Annotated in this window: 14 protein-coding genes and 1 rRNA gene; 10 read left to right on the top strand and 5 right to left on the bottom strand. The window is 61.8% G+C overall.

Annotated elements, in window-relative coordinates:
* The first annotated feature begins 142 nt into the window (after positions 1-142).
* The 7 genes from DN745_RS15645 (at position 143) to DN745_RS15615 (ending at position 11,452) form a co-directional block, all read left to right on the top strand.
* The gene (locus tag DN745_RS15645; protein ID WP_111336251.1) at positions 143-1,705 is read left to right on the top strand and encodes a glycosyltransferase family protein; all 1,563 of its coding nucleotides are present in this window, start codon (positions 143-145) and stop codon (positions 1,703-1,705) included.
* Positions 1,706-1,838: 133 nt separating this feature from the next.
* On the top strand, positions 1,839-3,125 hold the full coding sequence (locus tag DN745_RS15640; RefSeq protein ID WP_111336250.1) for a hypothetical protein: 1,287 nt from the start codon (positions 1,839-1,841) through the stop codon (positions 3,123-3,125).
* Positions 3,122-4,510, top strand: coding sequence for a hypothetical protein (locus DN745_RS15635; RefSeq protein ID WP_111336248.1), 1,389 nt, complete (start codon positions 3,122-3,124; stop codon positions 4,508-4,510). The genes DN745_RS15640 and DN745_RS15635 overlap by 4 nt, the downstream gene beginning before the upstream one ends.
* A 154-nt stretch (positions 4,511-4,664) precedes the next feature.
* Positions 4,665-5,828 (top strand): PAS domain-containing sensor histidine kinase, encoded by a 1,164-nt coding sequence (locus DN745_RS15630; protein WP_162687717.1) that lies wholly within the window; start codon positions 4,665-4,667, stop codon positions 5,826-5,828.
* 360 nt (positions 5,829-6,188) lie between these two features.
* Positions 6,189-7,610 (top strand): sensor histidine kinase, encoded by a 1,422-nt coding sequence (locus tag DN745_RS15625; protein ID WP_111336245.1) that lies wholly within the window; start codon positions 6,189-6,191, stop codon positions 7,608-7,610.
* On the top strand, positions 7,607-8,419 hold the full coding sequence (locus tag DN745_RS15620) for a LytR/AlgR family response regulator transcription factor (protein WP_111336244.1): 813 nt from the start codon (positions 7,607-7,609) through the stop codon (positions 8,417-8,419). Before DN745_RS15625 ends, DN745_RS15620 begins: the two co-directional genes overlap by 4 nt.
* A 138-nt stretch (positions 8,420-8,557) precedes the next feature.
* Positions 8,558-11,452 (top strand): neutral/alkaline non-lysosomal ceramidase N-terminal domain-containing protein, encoded by a 2,895-nt coding sequence (locus tag DN745_RS15615; protein WP_111336242.1) that lies wholly within the window; start codon positions 8,558-8,560, stop codon positions 11,450-11,452.
* Positions 11,453-11,796: 344 nt separating this feature from the next.
* Here DN745_RS15615 and DN745_RS15610 read toward each other — a convergent pair whose 3' ends face one another.
* From DN745_RS15610 to acnA, 4 genes are all read right to left on the bottom strand, one after another.
* A complete protein-coding gene (locus tag DN745_RS15610; protein ID WP_166642407.1) occupies positions 11,797-12,720 on the bottom strand; it encodes a tryptophan 2,3-dioxygenase in 924 nt (307 codons plus the stop codon).
* Between the two features lie 114 nt (positions 12,721-12,834).
* Complete coding sequence (locus tag DN745_RS15605; RefSeq protein WP_162687716.1) at positions 12,835-13,860, bottom strand: polyprenyl synthetase family protein; 1,026 nt, start codon at positions 13,858-13,860, stop codon at positions 12,835-12,837.
* Positions 13,861-13,965: 105 nt separating this feature from the next.
* Positions 13,966-15,516 carry a glycosyltransferase family protein gene (locus tag DN745_RS15600; RefSeq protein WP_111336239.1) on the bottom strand — a complete coding sequence of 517 codons (1,551 nt, stop codon included), beginning with the start codon at positions 15,514-15,516 and terminating at the stop codon, positions 13,966-13,968.
* 176 nt (positions 15,517-15,692) lie between these two features.
* Positions 15,693-18,443 (bottom strand): aconitate hydratase AcnA, encoded by a 2,751-nt coding sequence (gene acnA / locus DN745_RS15595; protein ID WP_111336238.1) that lies wholly within the window; start codon positions 18,441-18,443, stop codon positions 15,693-15,695.
* 178 nt (positions 18,444-18,621) lie between these two features.
* Here acnA and DN745_RS15590 point away from each other — a divergent pair, with 178 nt between their 5' ends.
* Positions 18,622-19,506 carry a LysR family transcriptional regulator gene (locus DN745_RS15590; protein WP_111336236.1) on the top strand — a complete coding sequence of 295 codons (885 nt, stop codon included), beginning with the start codon at positions 18,622-18,624 and terminating at the stop codon, positions 19,504-19,506.
* A gap of 24 nt (positions 19,507-19,530) precedes the next feature.
* On the opposite strand, the gene DN745_RS15585 is transcribed toward DN745_RS15590, so the two are convergent.
* A complete protein-coding gene (locus tag DN745_RS15585; RefSeq protein ID WP_111336235.1) occupies positions 19,531-21,375 on the bottom strand; it encodes an OmpA family protein in 1,845 nt (614 codons plus the stop codon).
* Between the two features lie 241 nt (positions 21,376-21,616).
* Between DN745_RS15585 and DN745_RS15580 the strand changes: the two genes are divergently transcribed.
* Together DN745_RS15580 and DN745_RS15575 are read left to right on the top strand one after the other, a co-directional pair.
* Positions 21,617-22,693, top strand: a complete 1,077-nt coding sequence (locus DN745_RS15580) for an alpha/beta hydrolase (protein WP_111336233.1) — start codon at positions 21,617-21,619, stop codon at positions 22,691-22,693.
* A 923-nt stretch (positions 22,694-23,616) separates the two neighbouring features.
* A 16S ribosomal RNA gene (locus DN745_RS15575) occupies positions 23,617-25,153 on the top strand.
* The last annotated feature ends 326 nt before the right edge of the window (positions 25,154-25,479 follow it).

The raw sequence follows: 25,479 nt of genomic DNA, 5'->3' as shown, positions 1-25,479 counted from the left end.
GGGTCAGCGCCAGCACATGCACATGCAAAATAGATTCGGGCGAGGGCCCACTTAGCATAATAAAGGTTGCCGCCTCACGGCTGTGCTCGTATCCTCGACCCCCAGTGACGCGCCGTTTTTTGCCCACGCCACCGAGCCCACGATGTTGCACTCGAACGACTCGCCAAATGCGCGGTTGATTGACTTTGGAGTCCTCACGCTGATGGCCGTGGCGGGCATCTTTTTGCGGCTTCATTGGGGGCTTAGCGACGACAGCATCTTCCACCCGGACGCGATCTATCAGGTGCTCGAGCCGGCTCATAAGCTGGTCTACGGCTACGGGCTCGAGGCCTGGGAGTGGGAGTTCGGCGCGCGCAATTGGGCCCTGCCCGGCATGCTCGCCGGGGTGCTGGGCGCGGCGCGCCTGCTGGGGTTTGAGCAGCCCGAATCCTATATGATGATCGTGCGCGGGTTCGTGGCGACGATCTTCTGCGCCAGCGCCTACCCCGTCTATTATCTGGCCCGCCAATTTAGCGCGACGCGTCTATTGGCCTTCGCGGCGGCGGCGCTTTTTCTCTTCAACCCGGCGATGATCGCGGTCGGGTACCGCACGCTCAGCGAGGTCATCAGCACCCCCTTTGTGCTCTTCGGCTTGATGTGGGCGCTGGGGTCGGTGCCCCCCGGCGCCGCGGCGATCGGGCGTGAGGCGGCGGCGGGCAAATGCGACCGCCTGTGGTTTGTGCTGGGCGTGTCTTTGGTGGGCATCGCGGTGCTCTTTCGGCTGCAAAACGCGCTCTTTGCGCTCGCGTTGGTGCTCCCCTGGCGCTTTCAGGCCGCGCAACACGCGCGCTATACCCTCGGCCTGGGCACGCTGGTCTTCTGGGCGTTGGTGTACGGGTTGATCGACTGGATCACCTGGGGGCTGCCGTTTGCGTCGGCGGGGGCCTATCTGCACTTCAACCTGGTGCTCAACGGTTCGACCGTCTTTTTGGGGAGCAATCCGTTTTTCCACTATGTCCATCTCTTCTTATCTTCGATGGGCGGGGTGGGCGCGCTGTTGCTCGCGCTGCCTTTGCTGGCGATCTCTCGGGCGCGACCCCTGTTTATCTGCGCGTTCCTCTACCTCTTGGCGCACTCATTCTTTCCCCATAAGGAGTTGCGCTTCGTCATCAGCACCGTGCCCATCCTGGCGGTCCTCAGCGCGGTCGGGATCCGCGTGAGCATCGATCGCGTCCGGGCGGCCCACCTGCAACCGGCGATAAATATCGGGGCGAGCGTCCTCGTCTTCGGCCTGGTCGGCGCCGGCATCGGCCGTGTCCCAACGCTGAAAATAAAGGATGTCGGCGGCATTGAGATGGTTCATACCAGCGTCGAAGATTCGCTCTTCGACCACCTCGGCGGGCTCAATCGCCTGTTGAGCGAGGCGGGCGCCCGGGAGGATATATGCGGGCTCTATCTGCGCGAGATTCGCGCCGTCGAAACAGGCGGATACTCTTATTTTCACCGCGACGTTCTGTTCTTTCACACCGAGAATCTTCCCGAAGCCGCGGGCAATTATAATTATGCGATCTCCTCGCAGCCGCCCGGCGCCGGGTGGGTCGAGGTTGGGAGAAATCCGCCATTTGTATTATATAAAACGCAACCCGAGCGATGCACTCCGCCCACAAATTATGAGCGCTCTTTGATTGTCCTTCCCCCGGACGAAGAGTCTGCGGAATCTGAGTGATATTTGTAGGTTGGTTGCCGCCAACGCGTCTGGCGCGTATTCTCTGCGGGAATCGCGCCCCGGGCACCTCGCCCAGGGGGCAGACGGCGAGTTCGTCCGCTGACTTTTTAAAAGTATGCTTAGCTGAGAAATAATGGCCACAAAACACCGCAAAAAACTGGTCGCGATTGAGTGGAGCTGGCTGATCATCGGCTCGGCTGTGGTGCTCGTCTATACCGTGGAGGCTTGGGCGGCCCCCTATGTGCCGGTGCTGTGGATGTTGGGGATGCTCGCGCTCTTTTTTGCGTACCGCTTCGCGATCACCTTCTATGAGATCAACTGGCCCGAGCCCGAGCCTACCGCGGCGGAGTCGGCCGAGCAGATGAAGCGCCACGGCGGCGACGGGATCGCCGGGACGGTGGTCTACGCCCTGCCGCAAATGCGCGGGCGCTCGCTGGCCGAGGAGCGCGAAAGGCAACGGGCCGAGGCCGCCGCCAAGCTCGAGCTCCCCTCGGCAGAGGGCGAGTTTGTCGATGATAACCTGGACACTGTTTTTGGCATCGTCGCCGAAGACACCGCGCCGACCCCTGCGCTTGGCAGTGACGCACCCCGCGGCCCGAAGGTCGCGGGGCGACCGGGGCTCTTCGGCGTGACGGTCTATGAATACGACGATTTGCGCCCCGAGACCGAAGACGACGTGACCGGCATTGACGTGCCGATCCCGGCCTTCGCCGAGAGCGCCTTGACCACCCTTGAGCGCGAAAAGGCGCTCAAACTCAAACAGCAGCAGGAGAAGTCGCCGCGCCTCTCGGCGGCCGTCGCGGCGGTGGTCAATCGCAGCGAGTCCGGCGCGCATCAGAGCGTCGAGCCCGAGAAAAAGCCGGGGCTCTTTGGCCTGGATATTTTGGAGGGCGACGACGTCACCAAGGGGCTTCGCCCCGAGACCGAAGCCGACGTGACGGGGGTCGACTTGCCGATTCCGGCCTTCGCCGAGAGCGTGTTGACCCGCGCCGAGCACGGGCGATCGGCGACGCCGGGCCCGGAGGCACCGGAGCAACCCGCGTCTTCTGCCCCGTTGAACGCGAAGAAGCAGCCGCCTTCGCGCCCCAAAGCCTCGCCCCCGATGCTCGATGAGCTGACCCACGTCGATCGTCCCGTGAACCTGAGTCGGGTGACGCGCGGCGACCTGACGCTCAAAGAGTTGAAGCGCGACGACCTCGCCCGCGACGCAGTGAAACAAAATGACCTGACACTCAAAGAGATGAAGCGTGATCAGCTCAACCTCGACGAGATTACGCAGGACGAAATCGACCTCGGTGACTTCCTCCTCGAAGATGAAATCGTGCTCGAGGAAGAGATCGTATTTAGCGAGAAGACCCGCCAGACGAAACTCCCGTCGGCGCCCAACCCGCGCCGCACCTCCAGCAAGGAGTCCTCGTGAATTTCGAATCGCTGTGGGATAAATTAAATCTCCCTCGCCCCGAAAGCGGTGAATTCGAGACCAGCGGCTTGCTCGAGAAGATGTTTCCCGCCGTCGCCTTCTGGCAGGTCGTCTTTTTGATCGGGGTCACCGTGCTGGTGAGCATGTGGAATCTCGATGTCGTGCGCGAGTTCGTCTTTCATTCGCTGGAGGGGGGGCGCGAGGACCGCGCCGTCGTGGCGATCACGGACCCGAGCGACGAGATCGCGGCCGAAGCCTGTTATTCACTGCTCAGCGCGCAGGATTCGACATATTATGCCCATATCACCGAGGTTCTATATCAACGCCCCTACGCTTCTTTCGAGTGTTTGAGCCGCTCGGCCGAGGCGAATCAGCAGGGCGCTCCCCCGGAGGCCGAGGCCGCCAAAGACCCGAATGATATGAACTTCGCGGAGCCCCAAACCCCGAATTGGCCGGATATGAGCCTGGTCAGCGGGGCAGACGAGATGGTGCCCAATTATGTATTGGTCGCCTCGACCCTTGGCCACCGGTGGATGAACGACCTGATCCGCGGCAGCGACAACACCTGCCAGACCGCGCTCAACACCCGGCGGGCGCTCGACCTCGCCCGGGTCGACCCAACCTACCGCATGATGTCCTGCGCCCTGGGGGCCGACTCCGCCGAGGTCCGGGAGTGCTGCGTGTCGCAACTGGGCGGCCATGAGGCCTTCGTCGGGTTGCTCGATGACCCGGGGCGAGTGCCGCTTATCCCCGCGTCCTTTGACTATCGCGCGCTGGTTGGCTCCGCTTTCCCGGAGGTCCCGCTGGCCTCCGAGATGCTCGGCCGCCGCTACCAGCGCTGGGAGGCCGAGGTCGCCGTGCCCAACGCCGAGGAGCTCGCCCTGCGCGGCGAGGAGCGCTTCGGAAATCTGCAATATAACGCCCAGGATTGGGTGGTCGCTGTTGGCTGTGACATCCACTATAACCTGCCGACCCGCGGCCTCGTCGCCGCGGCGTTCGTCCCGCTTGTGGAGTCGAAGGGCTGTGGCCCCTCCACGCCGCCCTGGGCCGGGATGTATAGCCAGGCGAGTTGGGCGGATATGTGCACCGGAATGTATCAGGAGCGGCGCAAAATGGGGGCGACCCCGCGCGAGGCGATCTGTGATTCCCTGGCGACCGCGACGGTCGGGCGCACCATCACCGCCGCCAATATGTCGGTGTTAAGCGCCGTGAGCTTCGGCGCCCAGGTCCCCGGCGTGCGCCGCAAGAAGCTCGAGTTGAGCGGCGATAATTTTGGCGAGCGCGTCTTTAGTCCGCACGGCGAGCGCGCAAAGCGCGAGCGACAGCGCCTGAGAAACGGCACGCCCTGGGACCCCAATCCCGGCGAAACACCGATGAATTATTGACGCGGCTCTTGATGATTGTCCGCCCGCTGGGCACTTCGACCTAAGGTCCTCCATGGATGCAAATAGTTTGCACCGAATCCTGCGATCCCGCTTGGAATCTCAGGGGTTATCGGCAGAGCATCCACCCGAGTCTGGCGCTGCATGGCAGCACTTTTTGGCCGAGCTGGATCGCTCCCTTCACACCCTCAGCGAGCAGGGCGCGCTCATCTTGGACCCTGGGTTTGATAATATCATCGCCCACGCGGTCGACGGGTTCGTGATCCACGATACGCGCGGCAAGATCCTCGATTTTAATCAGGCCGCCTGCGATATGCTCGGCTATAGCCCCGAGGAGTTTCGCACGCTGAGCGTCGCTGATTTTGAGCGCGATCTGGATCCCGGCGCGTTTTGGGAAAATATGTCGGTCGACGAGGTCTTTACCGTCGAGGGCACCCACCAGCGAAAAGATGGCTCGACCTACCCGGTCGAGACCCGGGTGGGCGCCTTTATGAATGACGGCAAGAAGGTCTGCCTGGCGCTTTGCCGCGACATCACTCAGCGAAAAGAAGACGAGCGCGCGCTGAAGACCCTCAACGCCGAGCTCAAAGAGGCCAGCGAGAGGGCGCGCCAGGCGAACCGGGCGAAGTCGCATTTTCTGGCGAATATGAACCATGAGTTGCGCACCCCGCTCAACGCGGTGATCGGGTATTCGGAGTTCCTGCTCGAGCAGATGAAAGACCACGGTGAATCCCGCTATATCGACGATCTCGAGCGCATCCACACCTCCGGGCGCCACCTGCTCGCCCTGATCACCCACGTGCTCGACCTGTCGAAGATCGAGGCCGGAAAGATCGAGATCTCCCTGAGTGAGTTTGACGTGGGGGCGATGCTCTCCGATATCGCAACGACCGCCAAGCCGCTGGCCGACAAAGAAGGCAACACCCTGGTCAACGCGGTCGAGGGAGCGCTGCCGCCGATGCGATCCGACCAGACCAAGGTGCGCCAGATCCTGCTCAACCTGCTGAGCAACGCCTCGAAATTCACCCAAAATGGCGAGATTGGGCTGCGTAGCCGCTATGACGCGGCCAGCGATGCCTTTTATTTTGAGGTCTACGATAACGGCATGGGCATGAGTGAGGCCGAGATGGCGCATGTCTTTGGCGCCTATAATCAGGCCGATGCCTCGATCGCCCAGAAGTTTGGCGGCACCGGCCTGGGCTTGGCGATCAGTGAACGTTTTTGCGAGATGCTCCAGGGCCGCATTGAGGTGAGCTCAAAGCTCGGCGAAGGCACGCGTTTTCACGTCATCTTGCCGCGCCAAGCTGAGATCCCCGTCTGAGCCGGCTGGACGGGCGAGCGGGCAAAAACTCCTTGCATCCATTTCGCTGTGCATTTAAGATTTGGGTGGTTCGGTTTTGCTGCGGTTCTTGTGCGATTTAGGCGAACAAGGAAACCCCGTAAGCAACTATAAGGGGACGGTCCCTGGTGTGGAAAAGGCACGCCTTATGTTTCCGTAAGGAGACCGAAAGGACGTCTGACCGCATTATTTACTGTCCACCACCTGGTATAACCAGGGTTTCAACAACCTTTTTCAATACCGGCTCTCGTGGCGGACCGAATAAGGAGGCAGCGCTTCGGCGCTGCCTCCGCTTTTTCTTGGCCGGGCCGTTGTTGCAGCCGCCGGCGCCGGGGCGTACAAATGAGCCGGATCTTATTCGCGCGCTCCTCCCCACTCTCGTCGGGTGCTTCGGTGGAATTTGTTGAACTCATCGTCAACCTCTTGCAGAAGGTCAGCGTCCTGCTGGCCGCGACGCTGGTGCTGCTCTTGCTGCGCCCGGCCGAGGTTTGGCTGGGCGAGGCGGGGGCGCGGGCGTCGGTGCGCCGGCGGATTTTTCTGGTCGCGGTGCTCAGCGCTCTGGCGGTCTGGGGCGTCTTTTTAAGCTTCGATATCGGCGGGACAGCGTTTAATCTGCGCGCGATCGGCATCCTGGTCGCCGGCTACCTGGGCGGCAGCCCGGTCGGGGCGGTCGTGGGGGCGGTGGCCGGGTTCGTCTACGCCTTTAATGTGCAGGGCACGATCGCCTTTTATGTCTTCTCGGCCAGCCTGCTCGACGGGTTGCTCGCCGGTTTATGGGCGCGAAAATTCGGCACCGGCGTGGTGTCGGTCGCCGTCGGATCGGTGGTGATCCAGGCGCTTCATCATGGGTTGCTGGGGATCTTTATGGCGGTGCTCAACCTCGAGCAGGCGCTGTCGATCGCCGGAAATCTCGAATTACATCTGGCCAAGATCGCCGCCAACGCCATCGGCGTGACGGTGGTGATGGGGCTGTTGAGCGTGGTGCGCGAGCTGGATCTGGCGCGACGCGACGCCCAGGCATCCCGCGACCTGGTGCGCTCGGCGCGCCTCGAGGCGCTGCAATACCAGGTGCGCCCGCACTTTTTGTTTAACCTGCTGAATACATTGGCGTATTTGATTCGCACCGACCCGGTGCGGGCGCGCGAGTTGACCCTCGATTTGTCCGAATTCCTGCGCTACACGCTGGCCCATCCCAATGAGCAGACCTCGCTGGGCGCCGAGATCGAGCAGCTCGAGCGCTATGTCGATCTCGAGCGCGCCCGCTTCGGCGAGGGGCTGCGCTTCGAGGTAGCCTGCGCCGAAGAGCTGCGCGACCAGATCCTGGTGCCGCCCTTGATCTTGCAGCCATTGGTCGAAAACGCGATCCGCCACGGCGCCCGCGAGGGCAAGGTCGAGGTGCGCTTGGAGGTGCTGTTGCGCGAGCGCAGCAGCCAATCCGACACGCTCGTGATTCGCGTACTCGACGACGGGCCGGGGCCGCCGCCGGCCAGCGAGCGCCCCAGGGAGGCGCGCCACGGCGACAGCCGAAGCGGCGTGGGTCTGCAGAATGTGCGCGAGCGCTTGGAGCGATTCTATCGCGGCCGCGCTCGCCTGGAATTGCGCGCTCGCCGCGGCGCCTCCGACGCCGAAAGCCTGGGCGCCTGCGCCGAGATCACCGTGCCCACCGAGGCCGCCTCGCGTGACTCGCGCCACTTACTCAAAGACCAACCCCTCACGAAATTGCGCGAGCAAGCGCGCGAGAAATTACGAAAGGTGGTGCTATGACTTCCGAGAATCCGACCCCATCGCGCCCGCTGAACCTGTTGATCGTCGACGACGAAGAACCCGCGCGCGAAGAGCTTCGCTGGCTATTGGAGCAATGCGATGGGGCCCGCGTGGTGGGCACCGCCGCCTCGGCCGAGGCGGCGCTTAAGGTGCTCGACGCGGGCGATGGCCCGGCGATCGACCTGGTCTTTTTGGACATCAATATGCCCGGCATCGACGGGATGCGCCTGGCCGAGTCGCTGCAAAAAATGGGCGCCCAGCGCGGCACCAGAAGACCTCGGCCCGGCGTGATCTTTGTGACCGCCTATGACCACTACGCCGTCGACGCCTTCGGGGTCGACGCCATTGATTATCTGCTCAAGCCGGTGCGCCTGGCGCGCCTGCAAAAAGCCCTGGAGCGCGCGCGGGCGCTGCTGCAACCCGCGCCGAGCGAACCCGCGGCCCAGGAGACCATTTTGGAGCGCATCTCGGTCGAAGATCACGGCGTCTACCGGGTCCTTCCGGTCGATGAGATCCTCTACTTTGAGTCCGACGGCGGCGTGGTGGTCGCGGCGACGCTCACCGAGCGATTTATCACCGATTTTAGCCTGAAATTTCTCGAAGAAAACCTGAGCCCGCGCGCGTTCTTCCGCTGCCACCGTAGCTATATCGTGCGCCTGGACGCCATCGAGAGCATCGCCCCCTGGGGCGCCGGGACCTACCGATTGATCGTGTCGCGCGAGCGGGATCTGGGCGCGCCGCTGTCGCGCAGCCGCGCCGCTGAGCTTAAGAGCCGCATCCCCTGGTCGGCCCGCGCGATCGACGGTTGACGCGGGCCGGCGCGTATCGCCCGGCCACGGTTGCCGCGTGCGCGTCGACTCACTACACTCGAGCGCGAAGCGACACCAATTCGAAGATTTAATTTATATAATTAATTCGCCACTTATTTGTTTAGTCCCGGAGTGCCTGTGCAGCGTCTGAAATTTCCGACCTCTCTGATGCGATCGCATCTGCTCAAAACCTACCTTTGGCCCACGCTCTGTATCGCGTTGCTCAGCGTGTCCTCGCTGAGCGCCTGCTCCGACGAGGCCGATAACTCCGCCGACAAGGACGTCTCAAGCGACGTCGATCCCGAGGGGGACGCGGGTGATATCGGCGAGGACGCCGACACCGGGCCGGCGGCCTGCGCGCTGCAGCGCGATTGCGGCCCCGCCGAGATCTGCGTCGACGCGGTATGCGTCGAGGCGCCGGCCTGCGAGGGGGTCGACAAGTGGAAGTCGTGTCTGGAGGCCTTCACCGAGATTTCGCCCGACCTGGCCCGCCGCGCGAGCTGTGACCCGGACACCCTGCATTGCCGCGCGGTCTGCCTGCTCGACGATGATTGCGCCGACGACGAGCTCTGCACCGACAACGGCCGCTGCGTCGCCTACGACGGCGATATCACCGGCGAGCACCCCGGCGGCGACGCGCGCGCCCCGCTGAAGGCGGGCGTATCCAACACGCTGATGAACTTCCCGATCGGGCTGTCCCAGGGCGGCTACGGCTCGCGCATGGCGACCAATCACGGGCGCTACGTCGAGTCGCTCAGCGCCACCGACGGCATCATGGAGGGCATGTTCGCGCGCACCTTCGTGCTCGATAACGGCGAGCGCCAACTGATGTTTATTCGCCTTCCGGTCGTCTTCCCGACCATGGCCCTGCACGAGGCCGTGTCGCGCAAATTGCAGGAGCTGACCGGCAAGGATTGGCGCGAAAGCCTCGTCCTCACCGGCACTCATACACACTCGGGGCCGACGCGCTTCTGGCATCTCCCCGGCGACGCGGCGGTCAGCCTGGGGAGCTTCGGCACCGATGAATTCTCCCAGGAGGTCTTCGGCTGGATGGTCGAGACCACCGTCGAGAGCGCGCAGGCCGCGCTCGACGACCTGTCGCCGGCCAAATTTGGCTGGGAGATCGTCGAGAGCTTTGACAATGACGACCGCATCGCCAGTGACCGCTGGGGCGGCACGCCTCCCTTTGACGATAACCGCATGCTGCTCTTTCGCATCGACGACGCCCAGGGCACGCCGCGCGCGGTGATGGTCAGCTTCGGCTCCCACGGCACGGTGCATAGCAAAAATTACTTCACCAACGACGTCCCCGGCGGCATCGAACTCGGCGTCGAGCGCGCGCTCGCCCAGGAATACGGGCAATTTGTCCCGGTCTTTTATCTCAACGAGAACGGCGGCTCGATGTCGCCGCGCGGCGACCACTGGGGCCACGAGAGCGCCGAGCGCTTCGAGGCGGTCGGCCACGAGCTGGCCATCCGCGCGCTGCCCGCGATTCGCGATATGGACATGAAGGATGACATCGCGCTCAAGGGCGTCACCCATCGCTTCCCCATCACCTACGAGACCATCGGCTACGGCCCCGAAGAGTGGAAGATCGGCGCGATCGGCAAGGGCTCGCACAATAATGTCTATAATTACGGCGCGCTCAATTGCCTGGGCAGCTCCGAAGACGACGACCCGGCGACCTATTTTACCCCGCCGATCACCGAAGGCTGCCTGCCGGTTCATCTGCTGAATCATCACCGCCCCGCCTCGCTCTTCGCGCGCTCGCAGATCAGCGTGCTGCAGCTCGACGAGCTCACCATGATCACCTTGCCCGGCGAGTCCACGATGGAGCTTGGCTGGCAGGTGGCGCGCGAGGCCCGCGACCGCTACGGCGTCGACCCGCTCAAGGGCTGGGTCATGGGCTACGCGCAGGACCACCAATTCTACCTCTCGCCGACCAACCTGCGCGGCGAATTGCCGGTGTACCCGGGCATCTCGACCCCCAAGGCCCCCGACGAATACCCCGACTTCGCCTTTAGCTGGCTGCAAGGCGGCTACGAGGCGGGCCTGAGCGTGTGGGGCTGGAAATTCGGTGATTTTATGGTCGAGCGCGCCATGGAGGCGGTGGGGACATTTGCCGGCGCCGACGTCGAGTACGCGTTCAACCCGATCTTTCCGAGTCAATTCAGCCCGGTCGAGCAGCCGAAGTTCCCGGTCGACACAAGCAACGCCGCCCAGGTCGGCACGGTCGTGACCCAGCCGCCGGCGACGGTCGCGCGCATGACGCCCATCGAGTTCGCCTGGGTCGGCGGTGACCCCGGCGCCGAGATGCCCCAGGCCCCGAAGGTCGCGCTCAAAAAGAAGGTCGGCGCCGAGTTCGAGCCGATCACGAGCCTCAACCTTCGCCCCTATACCAACCGCCAGGCGACCATGCTCACGCGCATGCGCAACAATGGTGATAATTGGGAGTGGGTGGTCTATTGGGAGGAAATCCAGAATTTCGAGCTGGGCACGTACCGCTTCGAGGTCGAAGGCCACTATATGAACGCGGCCGGCGAGCGAACGCCCTACCAGGTTCAGAGCGAGGCGTTTGAGGTCGTGGCCGTCGATGACATCGCGGTGACGGTCGACGCCGAGAGCCCGCTGCCGGTGGTGCGCGGCGTGCTGGGCTACGCGCCGGGCACCCAGCTTAGCTTCGATTCCACGAGCGACGATCGCGGCAAGGTCAGCGGCAATTATCGCATGCGCCACCCGCTGGTCCCGCTCGGGCAATCCGCGCCGCTTTTGGCCGACGAGGACATCGACCCCAGCGGCGTCAGCGTGACCATCACAGACAGCGGCAGCGGGGTCATCTCCTTTGACGCCAGCGATATCACCGTGACCACCGCGCTTGAGGCCGTAAACGGGCGCGCCGACGTGCCGGTCACCCGCTTCGAGGCCGAGGCCCCGGGCGCGGTGATCGTGCCCGGCACCTACCAGGTCGAGGTCAGCGTGACCGACGCCTGGGGCAACACCGGCAGCTCCACCATCGAGGTAACGGTGGATTGACGCCGTGAGCCAGGCCCAAAAAAAGGCGGCGCGAGTGATCTCGCGCCGCCAAAATCACGGTCGATGGCATTTTTGAGCCATCGACCGTGTAAAAATGTCACACCCGGCGGCATTTTCGACCCATCGAGCTGCCAAAAAAACACGGTCGATGGCATTTTTGAGCCATCGACCGTGTAAAAATGTCACACCCGATGGCATTTTCGACCCATCGAGCTTCCAAAAAATCACGTCAGATGGTGTTTTTGACCCATCGAGCTGCCAAAAAATCACGCTCAACGTGGCTCTGGACCCATCGAGCTGCCAAAAAAGGACGTTCGACGTGGTTTTCGACCCATCGAGCTGGGTTATTCCGGCGTCGGGAACTCCGTATGCCCGCGCTGGGTGCCGTAGAGCGCCTCGTCGTTGAGCTCGCCGCGGATCTCCCACAAGAGCGGGAACATGCGCTTGCTCAGCGTCGACGACAGATAATTCACCCCCGACGACCCGCCGGTGCCGCGCTTGGTGCCGATGATGCGCTCGACCACGCGCACGTGGTGGAAGCGCCACAGCAGGATATTCTGGTCGTGGGAGACCAGCGCCTCGCACAGATTATAGGTGTGATAATGCTTCTCGGGGTATTGGTAGACGTCCATCAGACCGGCGAAGATCTGCTGGCGCGTGGCCAGGTCGGCCGGGCTGTCCTCGGGCGGGATGACCACGTCGTAGCCCTGGCGCTGGAGCATCTCGTAGAAGAGATGGCGAAGGCTGGGCTCATTGAGCCGGCGTTGCAGGCGCTCACGCTCCGAGGCGTGCATCTGCATATTCTTCATGACCTCGCCGCCGCTGCGCAGGCCGCTGAGGAACTCGACCTCGCGAAATTGCACCGACTGGAAGCCGCTGGCCGGGCTCAGGGCGGAGCGAAAGCTCAAGAAATCGCGCGGCGTCATGGTCTCCAGAATATGAATCTGGCTGACCAATAATTCCTCGATCTTCAGCACCCGCTCCAGCAGGCGAACCGCCTCGTAGGGGTCGTCGTCGCGCATGCACCGGGCCACCGAGTCCAGCTCGAAGATGATCTGCTTAAACCACAGCTCATAGGCCTGGTGGATCGTGATAAAGAGCAGCTCGTCGTGGGCCGGCGGGTCGCTCTCGAGCTGTTGGAGCTCCAGCAGTTCGGGGACCTTGAGGTAAGAGCCATAGTTGAGCATCGCGTTGGGATATAGCCCGGGGGTCGCGCCGTGGCCGGCGGGGCATCCCTTGCCCGGGGCGTCATCTTTAGAGTCGACCATAATTCATTCCGTGGGCGGAGTGGACAAAAATGAAGGCATTCAGGCTACTAGCGCCACTATCCGATGCTTGCAAGCGCGCCCACCCGCGGGCGGATGGGCGCAAAAATTTCGGGCTCAAGCCGACGCGTCGAGCAGCGGCGAGATGGGCTCCAGGAAGATGTCGGCCATGGCGTTGAGCAGGGCCTTGAGGTCGGGATAGTCGGCGAAGATCGGCGCGTCACAGGCCAGCGCGCGGCGCCGCTCAATCTCATCGAGGGCGAATTGCAGCGAACCCACCTCGCGAAACGCCCGGGCAGCCCGGTCGATATCGTCGTGGCTGACCGCGTCGCGCTCGGCCTCGAGCACCCCGCGCAGCCAGTCGCGCTCGGCGGCCGCGGCGTTGGCCAAAAAGTGCACCACCAGCGCCGAGATCTTGCCCTCGCAGATATCGGTGCCCACATGCTCGCGGCCCTTGTCGGCGTAGAGATCCAGCACGTCGTCCTGGATCTGGAAGAGCACGCCCAGGTGCCCGGCCGAGGCCTCCAGCGCCTTGACCACTTCGGCCGGGGCCCCGCAGAACTCGGCTGCGCCGGCCACCGGCAGCGCGAAAAGCCCGCTGGTTTTGCCCTCGACCATCGCGAAATAGTCCTCAATCGTCGGGGTCTTCAGGTCCTTGAGCAAAAACTCGCGGTCCTGCCCGTCGATGACCCGCAGGGACTCGCTGAGCAGACGCTTCGACAGCGCCTCGCGCCGCTCGATATCGCAATCCATGCGCATCAAGATCAGCAGCGCCCAATAGAACATCGCGTCGCCCAGGTTAATCGCCCGGGCCTCGCCAAATTCCACCCAGATGGTCGGCTTGCCGCGGCGCACCCGGTCGCCGTCCTGCAGATCGTCGTGCACCAGCGTCGCGTTGTGCAGCATCTCGCAGGCCGCCCCGAACGGAACCAGCTTCTCGGGCTCCACCCCCAGCGCCTCGCCCACCGCCAGCGGCAGCAGCGCGCGCAGGCGCTTGCCGCCGGTGTCCATATGATAGGTGCACATTTTTGCCAGCGACGAATCCTCCGGCGACTCCTCGGCGACGACCGCGTCGAGCAGGCTGCGGATCTGGGGAAGGTGGGTCTCACGGAGGTTATCGAGGTGCGTCAAGAGCTCGCTCATCTGCATTATCCAGCATCAAATATGAGGTTGTTGCGCGCCCGGAATCGCACCCGAGCGCCGCGGAGTAATTCGACCCGCTTCCTAGCATAGTTTCAGCCCTTATTGCTACGGGGTGGGCGCATCTTCGACCGGTTGATAGATGACCGGCTGATACTCAGGCGCGGGCGCGCACGCGTGGTCGCCCGTCTTATAGAGGGTATAGGGCGCATGGGTGTGCACCGCGCGCCAGCCCGGTTGGGCCGGGCGCTGCGAGATCGCAAAATTATAGGTGCCAGCCGCCGGAGGCGGATTGCCGGCGTGGAAAAACGGAAGATCGCGGTGAAAATAGGTGTGCCCGCCGGCGTCGATGGCCCATTGATCAGGCAGCGACAGGCCACAGATATCCGTGCGTTCCGTCGCCACCAGGAGCAGTCGATTTACCGGGGCGAAATGCCCGTAAGCGGGCGTGTCGGGGGTAACCTGCAGGGCAGATGTCTGGCCGAGCCGTCCGAAGGTCAGGTTTGGGGTCTGGGTGGCAGCGTAGCCGGCCGCGGCGAAGAGCGCGGCGGCCCCGAGACCCGCGGCGAGGCGGCGGCGCGGCGCGGGCGCGCGGTCGATAAGCCACTGAGCCCCCACCGCGCTCAGCGCCGCCAGGATCGGCAGGGTGGTGACGACAAAGCGCAGCTCCTTATGCGGGAAGATCGAGTGAATCAGTAAAAAGACGCCGACGCTCACCAATAGCGCGCGCGCGCGCGTGGCCGAAAAGACCGGCAAGATCGTAAGCAGCGCCCCGGCCACACCCATCGCGACGCTAAAATAATACGGATAATAGAAGAACGAGTCCGCGCCATAATAGCTCGTGGTCCCATCCATCAGCAGGTTAAAGCGAAGATACGCCCCGGCCGACGCAAACGGCAGCCCCCAGGTTATCCAGTCGATCGCGCCAAAGATCAGCGCCCAGACCACCAGGACCTGCATGCCGAGCTCGTAGCGCGCGCGCCCCCCTTTTTGGAAGCGCCACGGCAGCAGCAGCGCCACGACAAAGAGCGCATTCTGCAGGCGAAAGAGCACCGAGATGCCGAGCAGGGAGACGCCTAAAATAAAGAGCAGGCGCGCGCGCCTTTTTTGGGGCGCAGCGCCGTGGGCGTCGGCGTCAACGGGCGCAAACTGAAGCGTCCACAACACCCCGAAGAGCACAACGGGCGTGCTGATCACCTCGCTGAGCACCCGATACCCCAGGTAGAGCGACACCGGGTTGAACAAAAATAGCGCCGCCCCCGCCAGCGCCGCCGGGCGCGACGCCCTAAAATGGCGCGCCAGCAAATACACGGCGAACGCGCTCGCCGAGAATACGCTCGCCACAAATCCGTGCATCAGCCCAAGGTACGCGGCGGGCTGCTCCAACCCGAACAGCCGGCCCAGCCCCAGCACCCCGGCGAGCATCGCCGGGAGCAGGGCGTTTCGCGCGCCGATATCCCACTCCCAGGCGTGCAGCCCGAAGCCGTAGACCATCTCGTGGGCCGGCTCGAGGGTCTGGTAGATCTCATCGGGGTGATAGATCCCGAGATCACCCAACCCAAAATGCAATTGTATGAAGACGCCAATCGCCACGAAAACCGCCACGACTCCCAGGTCCACATATAGAGCGCGTCGGTCCGATTGAGTGCTATGAGTCATGGTGAGCGGTCCACACAAAAAAAAGCCCAGGCGCCGACCCGCGGGCGAATAAATTCGCGCCGTCGGGGCCTTCGCCTGGGCATCAAAATATGGGTTTATACAAAAAATCCATATCTCAGCTTATTTCAAGCAGACGCCCGGCGCCAGCGGGGCCGGGCGTCTGTCTTGGCGCCTGCTTAGGCTTCGTTGCCCATGCGACGCAGGACCATATGCAGGATGCCGCCGTTTCGATAATAATCGAGCTCGGCCGGGGTATCGATGCGGCAGTCGGTCACGAATTCGGTGACCTTGCCGGTGTCCGGGTCGGTCGCCTTGACCCAGACCTCGTCCATCGGGTTGAGGTTGTCATCGATCTTGATGTCGTAGACCTCGTGACCCGTGAGCCCGAGCGACTCCTGGGTGTCTCCCTTTTTGAATTGCAGCGGGAGCACGCCCATGCCGATGAGGTTGGAGCGGTGAATACGCTCGTAGCTCGACACGATGGTCGCCTTGACGCCCAGCAGGAAGGTGCCTTTGGCGGCCCAGTCACGGCTGGAGCCCATGCCGTAGTTTTGTCCACCCAGGACCACGGTCGGGATGCGGTGCTCCATATAACGCAGCGCGGCGTCATAGATGAAGCATTGCTCACCCTGCTTGGGCGAGTAGCTCGACACGTAGTTGAGCTCGGGCGGGTTGTCGGCGGCTTCGGTCGGGCCGAAGTAGGTCGTGTAACCACCGCGGGTGCCCGGAGCGAGCTGGTTCGACAGGCGCACGTTGCCGAAGGTACCGCGCGTCATGACCTGGTCATTACCGCGACGCGAACCAAAGGAGTTGAAGTCGCGCGGGCTCACGCCGTTGCTCACCAGGTAGCGGCCCGTCGGGCTGTCGGTCGGGATCACGCCGGCCGGGCTGATATGGTCGGTGCTGGTGTTGTCGCCAACTTTGACCAGGCAGCGCGCGCCCTCGATCGTCTTGATCGCGGGGACTTCCAGACTCATATCGCGGAAGAACGGCGGCTCCTGGATATAGGTGGAGTCGGCCTTCCAATCGTACACGTTGCCGGTGGGCGCTTCGAGCTCCTGCCACTCGACCGGGCCTTCGTAGACCTCGGCGTATTTCGCGATGAAATCATCGCGCGTGACGTAGGCGTCGATCATCTCGCGAATCTCGAGGTTGCTCGGCCAGATGTCTTTAAGGAAGACGTCGTTGCCGTCTTTGTCCTTGCCCAGCGAGTCCGAATACATGTCGAAGTCGGTCGTGCCGGCGATCGCATAGGCCACGACCAGGGGCGGCGAGGCCAGGTAGTTACCCGTGGTGAAGGGGCTGATGCGGCCTTCGAAGTTACGGTTACCCGAGAGCACCGAGCACACCACCAGGTTATTGTCGACGGTCGCCTTCTCGATCGGCGGGGGCAACGGACCGGAGTTACCGATGCAGGTCGTGCAGCCGTAACCGACGGTGAAGAAGCCAAGCTCCTCGAGGTCTTCGGTCAGGCCGGCGTCGTCGAGGTATTGGGTAACAACGCGCGAGCCGGGGGCCAGCGAGGTCTTGACCCAGGGCTTGGTCTTGAGGCCCAGGGCACGCGCTTTGCGCGCGACCAGTCCAGCCGCGACCATCACCGCCGGGTTGGAGGTGTTGGTGCAGGAGGTGATCGCCGCGATGACCACGTCGCCGTCGGTCAAATCGAAGGTGTTGCCGCGGAACTCGACGTCTTTGGCCGTGGTCTTCTCCGGCTTGTTGAAGATCGTCTGGCAATGCTCGCGGAACGTGCTCTTCATCTTGCTCAGAGCGACGCGCTCGTGCGGGTTCTTCGGGCCCGCCATGCTGGCTTCGACGGTGCCCAGGTCCAGGTGCAGCGTCGAGCTATACTCGATCGGGTAATCGTCGTTGCGCCAGAAACCGTTGGCTTTGCAATATTGCTCGACCAGGTCGATCTGGTCGGCGTCGCGGCCGGTCAGCTCGAGGTACTCAAGCGTCTTCTCGTCGATGGGGAAGAAGCCCATCGTGGCGCCGTATTCCGGCGACATATTCGCCAGCGTCGCGCGGTCTGCCAGGGTCAGGTTGGCAAGGCCGGGTCCGTGGAATTCGACGAATTTGCCGACCACGCCGTGCTTGCGAAGCATCTGGGTGGCGGTGAGCACCAGGTCAGTCGCGGTAGTGCCCTCTTTGAGCTCGCCGGTCATATGGAAGCCGACGACCTCCGGGATAAGCATGAAGATCGGCTGGCCGAGCATGCAGGCCTCCGCCTCGATGCCGCCCACGCCCCAGCCGGTCACGCCCAGGCCGTTGATCATCGTGGTGTGCGAGTCGGTACCCACCAGCGAGTCCGGGTACGCGACCTGCTCGCCGTCGCGCTCTTCGGTGAGCACGCAGCCGGCCAAATACTCCAGGTTGACCTGGTGGACGATGCCGGTCTCCGGCGGGACAACCGAGAAATTCGAGAAGGCTTGCTGGCCCCATTTCAGGAATTCATAGCGCTCCTGGTTACGCTCGAACTCGCGGTCGGTGTTGATCTGGAAGGAGTTGACGCTGCCGAAGTCGTCGACCTGAACCGAGTGGTCGATGACCAGGTCGGCGCGGCTCAACGGGTTGACCTTGCTGGTGTCTTTGCCCCAGCGGTCCATCGCGCTGCGGCAGGCGGCCAGGTCGACCACGGCCGGAACACCGGTGAAGTCCTGCAGGACAACGCGGCCCGGGTTGAACGCGACCTCTTGCTCGCCGACGTCTTTGGCGTTGTAGCCGGCCAGCGCCTTGACGTGCTCCTCGGTGACCACGCGCCCGTCGAGGTTTCGCAGACACGACTCCAGCAGAACTTTGATGGAGTAGGGGAGGGTGTCGATCTTTCCGAGACCGGCTTCCTCAAGCGCCTTCAGGCTATACGCCGTGAAATCGCCCTTCTTGGACTTTACGGTAATCTTTGCGTTCCACGGGTTCTGATTCTGTGTCATGCGTTCTTCCTCTTGTAACGAGAGAATAATGAGTGCGGCATCAATATTTGCAAATATGCCATCATCTTACTGGCTGGAACTTTAGGCACTCGGGCTCTATAAGTAAAATTGATTGATTCTATTTTGGCTATAGATATTTCTTATGGCTGCATCGCGCCTCAGGTATAGGTAAACACCGATGGATATAAATCAACTCCACGCCTTCTTGGCGGTCGCCCGCGAGGGGCAGATGACCCGCGCGGCGCGCCAACTTCACCGCACCCAGCCGGCAATCAGCGCCCAGATCGCCAAGTTGGAGGAGGACCTGGGCCAGCGCCTCTTCGACCGCACCTCGACCGGCATGGTGTTGAGCGACGCCGGGCGCACCTTCCGCGGTTACGCCCAGGCGGCGCTGGCGCGCCTCGAAGACGGGCGAAACGCCCTCGACCAACTGCGGGGGATGCAGCGCGGGTCGCTGTCGATCGGCGGCGGCGCCACCGCGACCACCTATCTTTTGCCGTCGATCCTGGGGCGCTTTCACGCCAAATACCCGGGCATCCGGTTTTTCGTGCGCGAGCAGCCCAGCAAGGTGGTCATCGAGCAGGTGCTCGAGGGGCAGTTGGATCTCGGCGTGGTGACGCTGCCGATCCACCTGAGCTCGACCGGCTCGGACGTCTCGACGCATCTGGAGGTCGAGGAGTGGGTGCAGGATGAGATGCGCCTGATCGTGCCGCCGGGGCACGCGCTGCACGGGCGCCGTGAGTTCGCCTGGAGCGAGCTCGCCGCCGAGCCGCTGGTCCTCTTCGAGGCCGGCTCCGCGGTGCGCGGACTGCTCGATCGCGCCATGAGCAGCGCGCGGGTCGACGTCGATATTGTGATGGAATTGCGCTCAATCGAGTCGATTAAGCAGATGGTGGCCCAGGGGATTGGTTGCGCGTTTGTCAGTCAATTCGCGCTGAGTGGGCCGGGCGATGGCCTTCGCTGTATTGAAGGACCGATACAGCGAAGGCTCGCGGTGATCTACCGCAACGACCGCACCCAGAGCCCGGCGGCGCGGGCGTTTCTGGGGATGATGCACGCCTAAAGCGCGCATCATAAGTCGGTCGAATTACTCAGCCGGGGTGTCCTGTTCCAGGATCTGGAACTCGACACGACGGTTTTTGGCCTGCTCTTTCTTGCTGCTGCCAGTCACCAGCGGTTTGGTCTCGCCGTAGCCCTTGGTCGTGAGTCGACCCGCGTCGATCTTACCTTCTTCAACGAGGTAGGTTTTAACGGCATCGGCGCGCTCTTGGGACAGCGTCAGGTTCTTATCGGCCGCGCCGACCTTGTCGGTGTGACCGGCGATCTCGACCTTGGTGATGTCCGGGTTGCTACGAAGCACCAGGGCAACCTGCTGGAGCAGGTTGAAGGACTCGGACTTCAGCGTCGCTTTGCCAAGCTCGAAGTAGACCATCTCGAGGATCTTGATCTCTTTGGCTTCACGCACAACCTTGACGTCTTTGGGCGGGCAACCGTCGTCTTCTTTCAGACCCGGTTGCTCGGGGCATTTGTCTTCGCTGTCGCGGATGCCGTCGAGATCAGCGTCCGGGCAGCCCTGCGCGGTGGGCGAGCCTGCGACGTCGGGGCATTGGTCCACGTCGTCAGCGACGCCGTCGCCGTCACGGTCGCCAATCGGGCAGCCCTTGTTGCTGGCGGGGCCAGCTTCTTCGGGGCACTCGTCCGCGTCGTCCGGCACGCCGTCGGCGTCAGCGTCGCCGATCGGGCAGCCGTTGTTACTGGCGGGGCCAGCTTCTTCGGGGCACTCGTCGGCGTCGTCCGGCACGCCGTCACCGTCAGCGTCGCCGATCGGGCAGCCGTTATTGCTGGCCGGGCCCGGCTCTTCGGGGCACTCATCCACGTCATCCGGCACGCCGTCGCCGTCGGTGTCGGCGACCGGGCAGCCGTTATTGCTGGCCGGGCCAACCTCTTCGGGGCACTCGTCGACCGCGTCGACAACGCCGTCACCGTCGGTGTCCACGGCGATCTCCTCTTCCTTCTTAATATAGGCGTAGCGAAGACCCAGGAACGCGCGGAACTCCGGCGCGCCCACGCCGTGAATGATGCCCGCGCCGGCACCGCCGAGGATCGAGAATCCGGAGTCGGTCACGACCTTGGCGCCGAGCACACCTTCCAGCGGGCTCTCACGCGAGTCCTCGAAGAACTCGCCCAATTGCGCGCTGCCGTACAACTCGCCGCCGACCTTCAACATATCGTCGAGGAACGAGGCCTCGGCGCCCACCCCGTACTCGAAGCGGTCGCCCGAGTTCAGGTTGCGCACTGGCTGGTCTTCGAGGATGCGCACGCCCAGGTTGGTGGTGAACACCAGGTTCGCGACCTGCGTGTCCAGGATAACGGCTGGCGCGACGCTCAGCGTGCCGGCGCCCACCAGCGCACTTTCACGACCGGTGGGGAGCGTCACATTGGCGCGCACGCCCAGCCCGATCGGCATGGTTTCGCGCGAGAGGATCTGGAATTTCGGGGTCAGGCTCAGGTCGCCGACCACGCCGCCCTGGATATCGGTGTTGGAGACCGCGCTCTCATTGATGAAATAGACCGGCAGTCCCAGGTCCAATTGCATAAAGTCGAAGAGGCCGATGCCGGCGACCACATGCATCGCGAGCTGCTGGTCGATCAGCGCGACGTCGTCACCGGCGGCGCGCTCAAGCACCAGCGGGCGGCTGCTATAGTCGAGGATCACCGCGCCGGTGGCTTCCAGGTTCTTGAGCACAGGCGAGGTGTCTTGCGTAAAGATCGAGTAGGGGCCGGCGGCCGGGCGGAAGGTCTGCGCGTCGAACTCAGGATTCTCCTGCGCCGAGACATTCGCGCTCATGGCCATGGCTGCAACAAGGCTCACCGCTCCGGTGAGCATACGACGGCGCCCATTCGGGCTCAAATACTTAAGCGACTTCGACATCAGTTACTCCCAATAATTATTATGTTGGATTCGCGTTCCGTTTACGCCTCAACTCGCGATACGCCAGTATTAAAAAATCGGGCGTCGCCACGGACAAATTCGCTGAACACGCGCATTCATATAGCGTAGAATATGAAAATACTCAAATTTGCGCGCTTCAATTAATGCGCACTTGCCCCCGATCCGCTATAAGATAACGATACATCGCCCGCGTCGACGGGTTAATCACAGTTAAATTGGGATGGCAATCTCCATGTTCATACAGAAGAGCTTTCGGCCAAAGACAGCGGATGGTTGGTGTCTAGACGTTATTTGCTACCGCGATACGCGCCATTTTGACCCCCGCAGAAAACCGGTGCTCATGATCCCGGGGTACGCGATGAACGTGTTTATCCTGAACTTCCATCCCACCGGCATGTCGATGATTGAGTACCTCTGCGCGCAGGGGTTCGAGGTGTGGGCCGCGAATCTTCGTGGGCAGGGCGCGTCCATATATATAGGCGAGCCGGGACCAGAAAAAAACGCATCTAAAAGGAGGCGGCTAAGCTGGCGCAGAGGGGCGCGTGCTGCGCGCGCGCCCAAATACGGATTTCGAGAGCTAAGCCTCGTTGATTTCCCGTGCGCGCGCGACTTTGCGCTGGCCCACTCCCAGACGAGCGCGACCGAAGTCCACGCGATCGGCTGCAGCCTCGGCGGAAGCCTTCTCTATGCATACCTCGCCCACAATCCTCGGGACCATCAGATTGCGTCGATGACGGCGATCGGCGGGCCCCTGCGCTGGGATGACATCCACCCGGCGATGCGCGCGGCCGTGCGCTTTCCTATCCTCACCGGTTTGATCCCCACCCGCGGCACCCGCCAGGCCGCCCGCGTCATGCTCCCGGTGCTCAAGCGCGTCCCGAGGGTTCTGTCGATCTACATGAACGCCCAGCAAATCAACCTGGACGATAGCGAGTCGATGGTTCAAACCGTCGAGGACCCCAGCTCCCGACTGAACTACCAGATCGCCCGGTGGGTAAAGAACCGCGATCTTCACGTCGACGGGCTCAACGTCACTGAGGCGCTCGCCCAGCTCAACGACCTGCCTATCCTCTGCATTGTCGCCAACGCCGACGGCATTGTGCCGGTCGCCGCGGCGAGCAGCGTGTGCGACATCGCGGGCAAGTGCACCACAAAGATCCTACAAGTCGGCGGAGACGGGAACGACTGGTACGCCCACGCCGACCTCTTCGTCTCCGAGAACGCCCAGGCCACCGTATTTAAGCCGATGGGAGATTGGCTTTACGCACAGCCTCTTATTCAGGCCGACCGGATCTAGTCGAAGATCGACTCCGATCGCCCGCGATCGTCCGACTCGACGGCTGCTAAAGTCAAGAATCGCGCCTTAACGCCCGCCAAACGCACATTCGAAATATAAGGTCACAAAAAGGTAAAATACTCCTTGACCAAAGCCCCAACAGCCCTTAGTTTCCGCCTCCCGTCGACGAGGAAGTTCGACTCGATGGGGCAGCAACCAGAAGCACTTCAGACGGTTTTGAAACGCTTCGAAAAAGAATCAAAAAGGTTGTTGACAGGCTGGTAGCTCGCATGTAGAACCCGCCTCCCGCTGACGAGAGTCAACGGAAACCAAGTCGCCTAGAGGCGCTCGAACGAAAGTTCGGCGCTTCGAAAAAGAATCAAAAAGGCGCTTGACAGGCTGAGGTTAAGCAACTAGCTTCCGCCGCTCGCTGATGAGAAAGCTTCTCGGTAACGAGAAAGCGAAACTCGGAAAGCGCTCTTTGAAAACGGAATAGAAGTTCAGACAAGACGGCACGTCTTGAAAAGAAGAAGTGCTCTTTGTTTGGCGAATGTGTTGTGCAGGCGAATTGTTCTGTCGTGCGACGCGCGCTCCTCGGTCCGAAGTGGTTTACCGCTCGCCAGGGAGCTCGGACGTAGATGCCCGAAGCGCGTGCGACTCGAGTGCAAGGTGTTTGAAAGTGGGGCTTTTGACAGGTCCCCGAATTTCACATCGCTTTATCCTTTCGGGGATGAAAAGTGCTCGGTTATCAATCGATAAAAAACCTGTACGTGGTTCATCAAACAAAGTTCACATATGAATGTCATCATTTCTTCTTTCGTTTCACTGGTTCTTAGGAACTGCTGAATCGAAAAGACGTGTTAACGCATAAGTGATCGCTTTAACGTTACCCTGCGACCCGTCGTGGGGTGATTGATTAATATAAAATGATGAGCTCATCTCCAAAACTGGAGAGTTTGATCCTGGCTCAGAACGAACGCTGGCGGCGTGCTTAACACATGCAAGTCGCACGAGAAACGGGGCTTCGGCCCCCGAGTAAAGTGGCGAATGGGTGAGTAACACGTGAGTAACATGCCTTGGAGCGGGGGATAACCATCCGAAAGGGTGGCTAATACCGCATAAGACCCCACCGACTTCGGTCGGAGTGGTCAAAGCCTTCGGGCACTCCAAGATTGGCTCGCGGACCATTAGCTAGTTGGTGAGGTAACGGCTCACCAAGGCAGTGATGGATAGCTGGTCTGAGAGGACGATCAGCCACACTGGGACTGAGACACGGCCCAGACTCCTGCGGGAGGCAGCAGTGGGGAATCTTGCGCAATGGGCGAAAGCCTGACGCAGCAACGCCGCGTGTGTGAAGAAGGCTTTCGGGTCGTAAAGCACTGTCAGAAGGGAAGAACGCCCACATTGTTGGGTTTGACGGTACCTTCAAAGGAAGCACCGGCTAACTCCGTGCCAGCAGCCGCGGTAATACGGAGGGTGCAAGCGTTGTTCGGAATCATTGGGCGTAAAGCGCGCGCAGGCGGCCATTTAAGTCTGATGTGAAAGCCCGAGGCTCAACCTCGGAGGTGCATTGGAAACTGGATGGCTTGAGTCCAAGAGAGGTTAGTGGAATTCGTGGTGTAGGGGTGAAATCCGTAGATATCACGAGGAACACCAGTGGCGAAGGCGACTGACTGGATTGGTACTGACGCTGAGGCGCGAAAGCGTGGGGAGCAAACAGGATTAGATACCCTGGTAGTCCACGCCGTAAACGATGTTCACTAGTTGCTGGGTCAATTGAGATTCAGTGGCGAAGCTAACGCATTAAGTGAACCGCCTGGGGAGTACGGCCGCAAGGTTAAAACTCAAAGGAATTGACGGGGGCCCGCACAAGCGGTGGAGCATGTGGTTTAATTCGAAGCAACGCGAAGAACCTTACCTGGATTTGACATCCCGCGAATCCCTCTTAATAGAGGGAGTGCTCTTCGGAGAGCGCGGTGACAGGTGCTGCATGGCTGTCGTCAGCTCGTGTCGTGAGATGTTCGGTTAAGTCCGGCAACGAGCGCAACCCCTATCTTTAGTTGCCATCAGGTTATGCTGGGCACTCTAGAGAGACTGCCGGAGTGAATTCGGAGGAAGGTGGGGATGACGTCAAGTCCTCATGGCCCTTATATCCAGGGCTACACACGTGCTACAATGGTCGGTACAAAGGGCTGCTAACTCGCGAGAGTGTGCCAATCCCAAAAAACCGGCCTCAGTTCGGATTGCAGTCTGCAACTCGACTGCATGAAGCTGGAATCGCTAGTAATCGTGGATCAGCATGCCACGGTGAATACGTTCCCGGGCCTTGTACACACCGCCCGTCACACCATGGAAGTCGTTTGCTCCAGAAGTCGGTGACCCAACCTTTCGAGGAGGGAGCCGCCGAAGGAGTGGATGGTGACTGGGGTGAAGTCGTAACAAGGTAGCCGTAGGGGAACCTGCGGCTGGATCACCTCCTTTAAGGAGCTATATTTAGCTTCAATACGATTCGTATCTACATATGTCTCGCAACGATTGGTCCTACAAAGCGCATTTTTAGCTTTGATGGACGTGCCGTCTTGTCTGAACTTCTACGCCGTAAAGAAAAAGCGTAGCGATTTAGGTTCTTTGAAAATTGCATAGGACAGTGTCTTTTGAGAAGTTTTGACTTCTGGTGTTACATTTCGCCAGGAATCGTTAAGAAACTTCGAATCAGGCATCTTCCATATTTTTTATTCGATTCGACACAACGGCTTCGGCCCGCGTTGAGAAGAGATGAAAGAAATATGAAATAAATCGATTAAAAC

Source organism: Bradymonas sediminis, from assembly GCF_003258315.1.
GTDB lineage: Bacteria > Myxococcota_A > Bradymonadia > Bradymonadales > Bradymonadaceae > Bradymonas > Bradymonas sediminis.
Note: the sequence above shows the minus strand (reverse complement) of the source record. Positions and strands in the feature narration are given on the sequence as shown.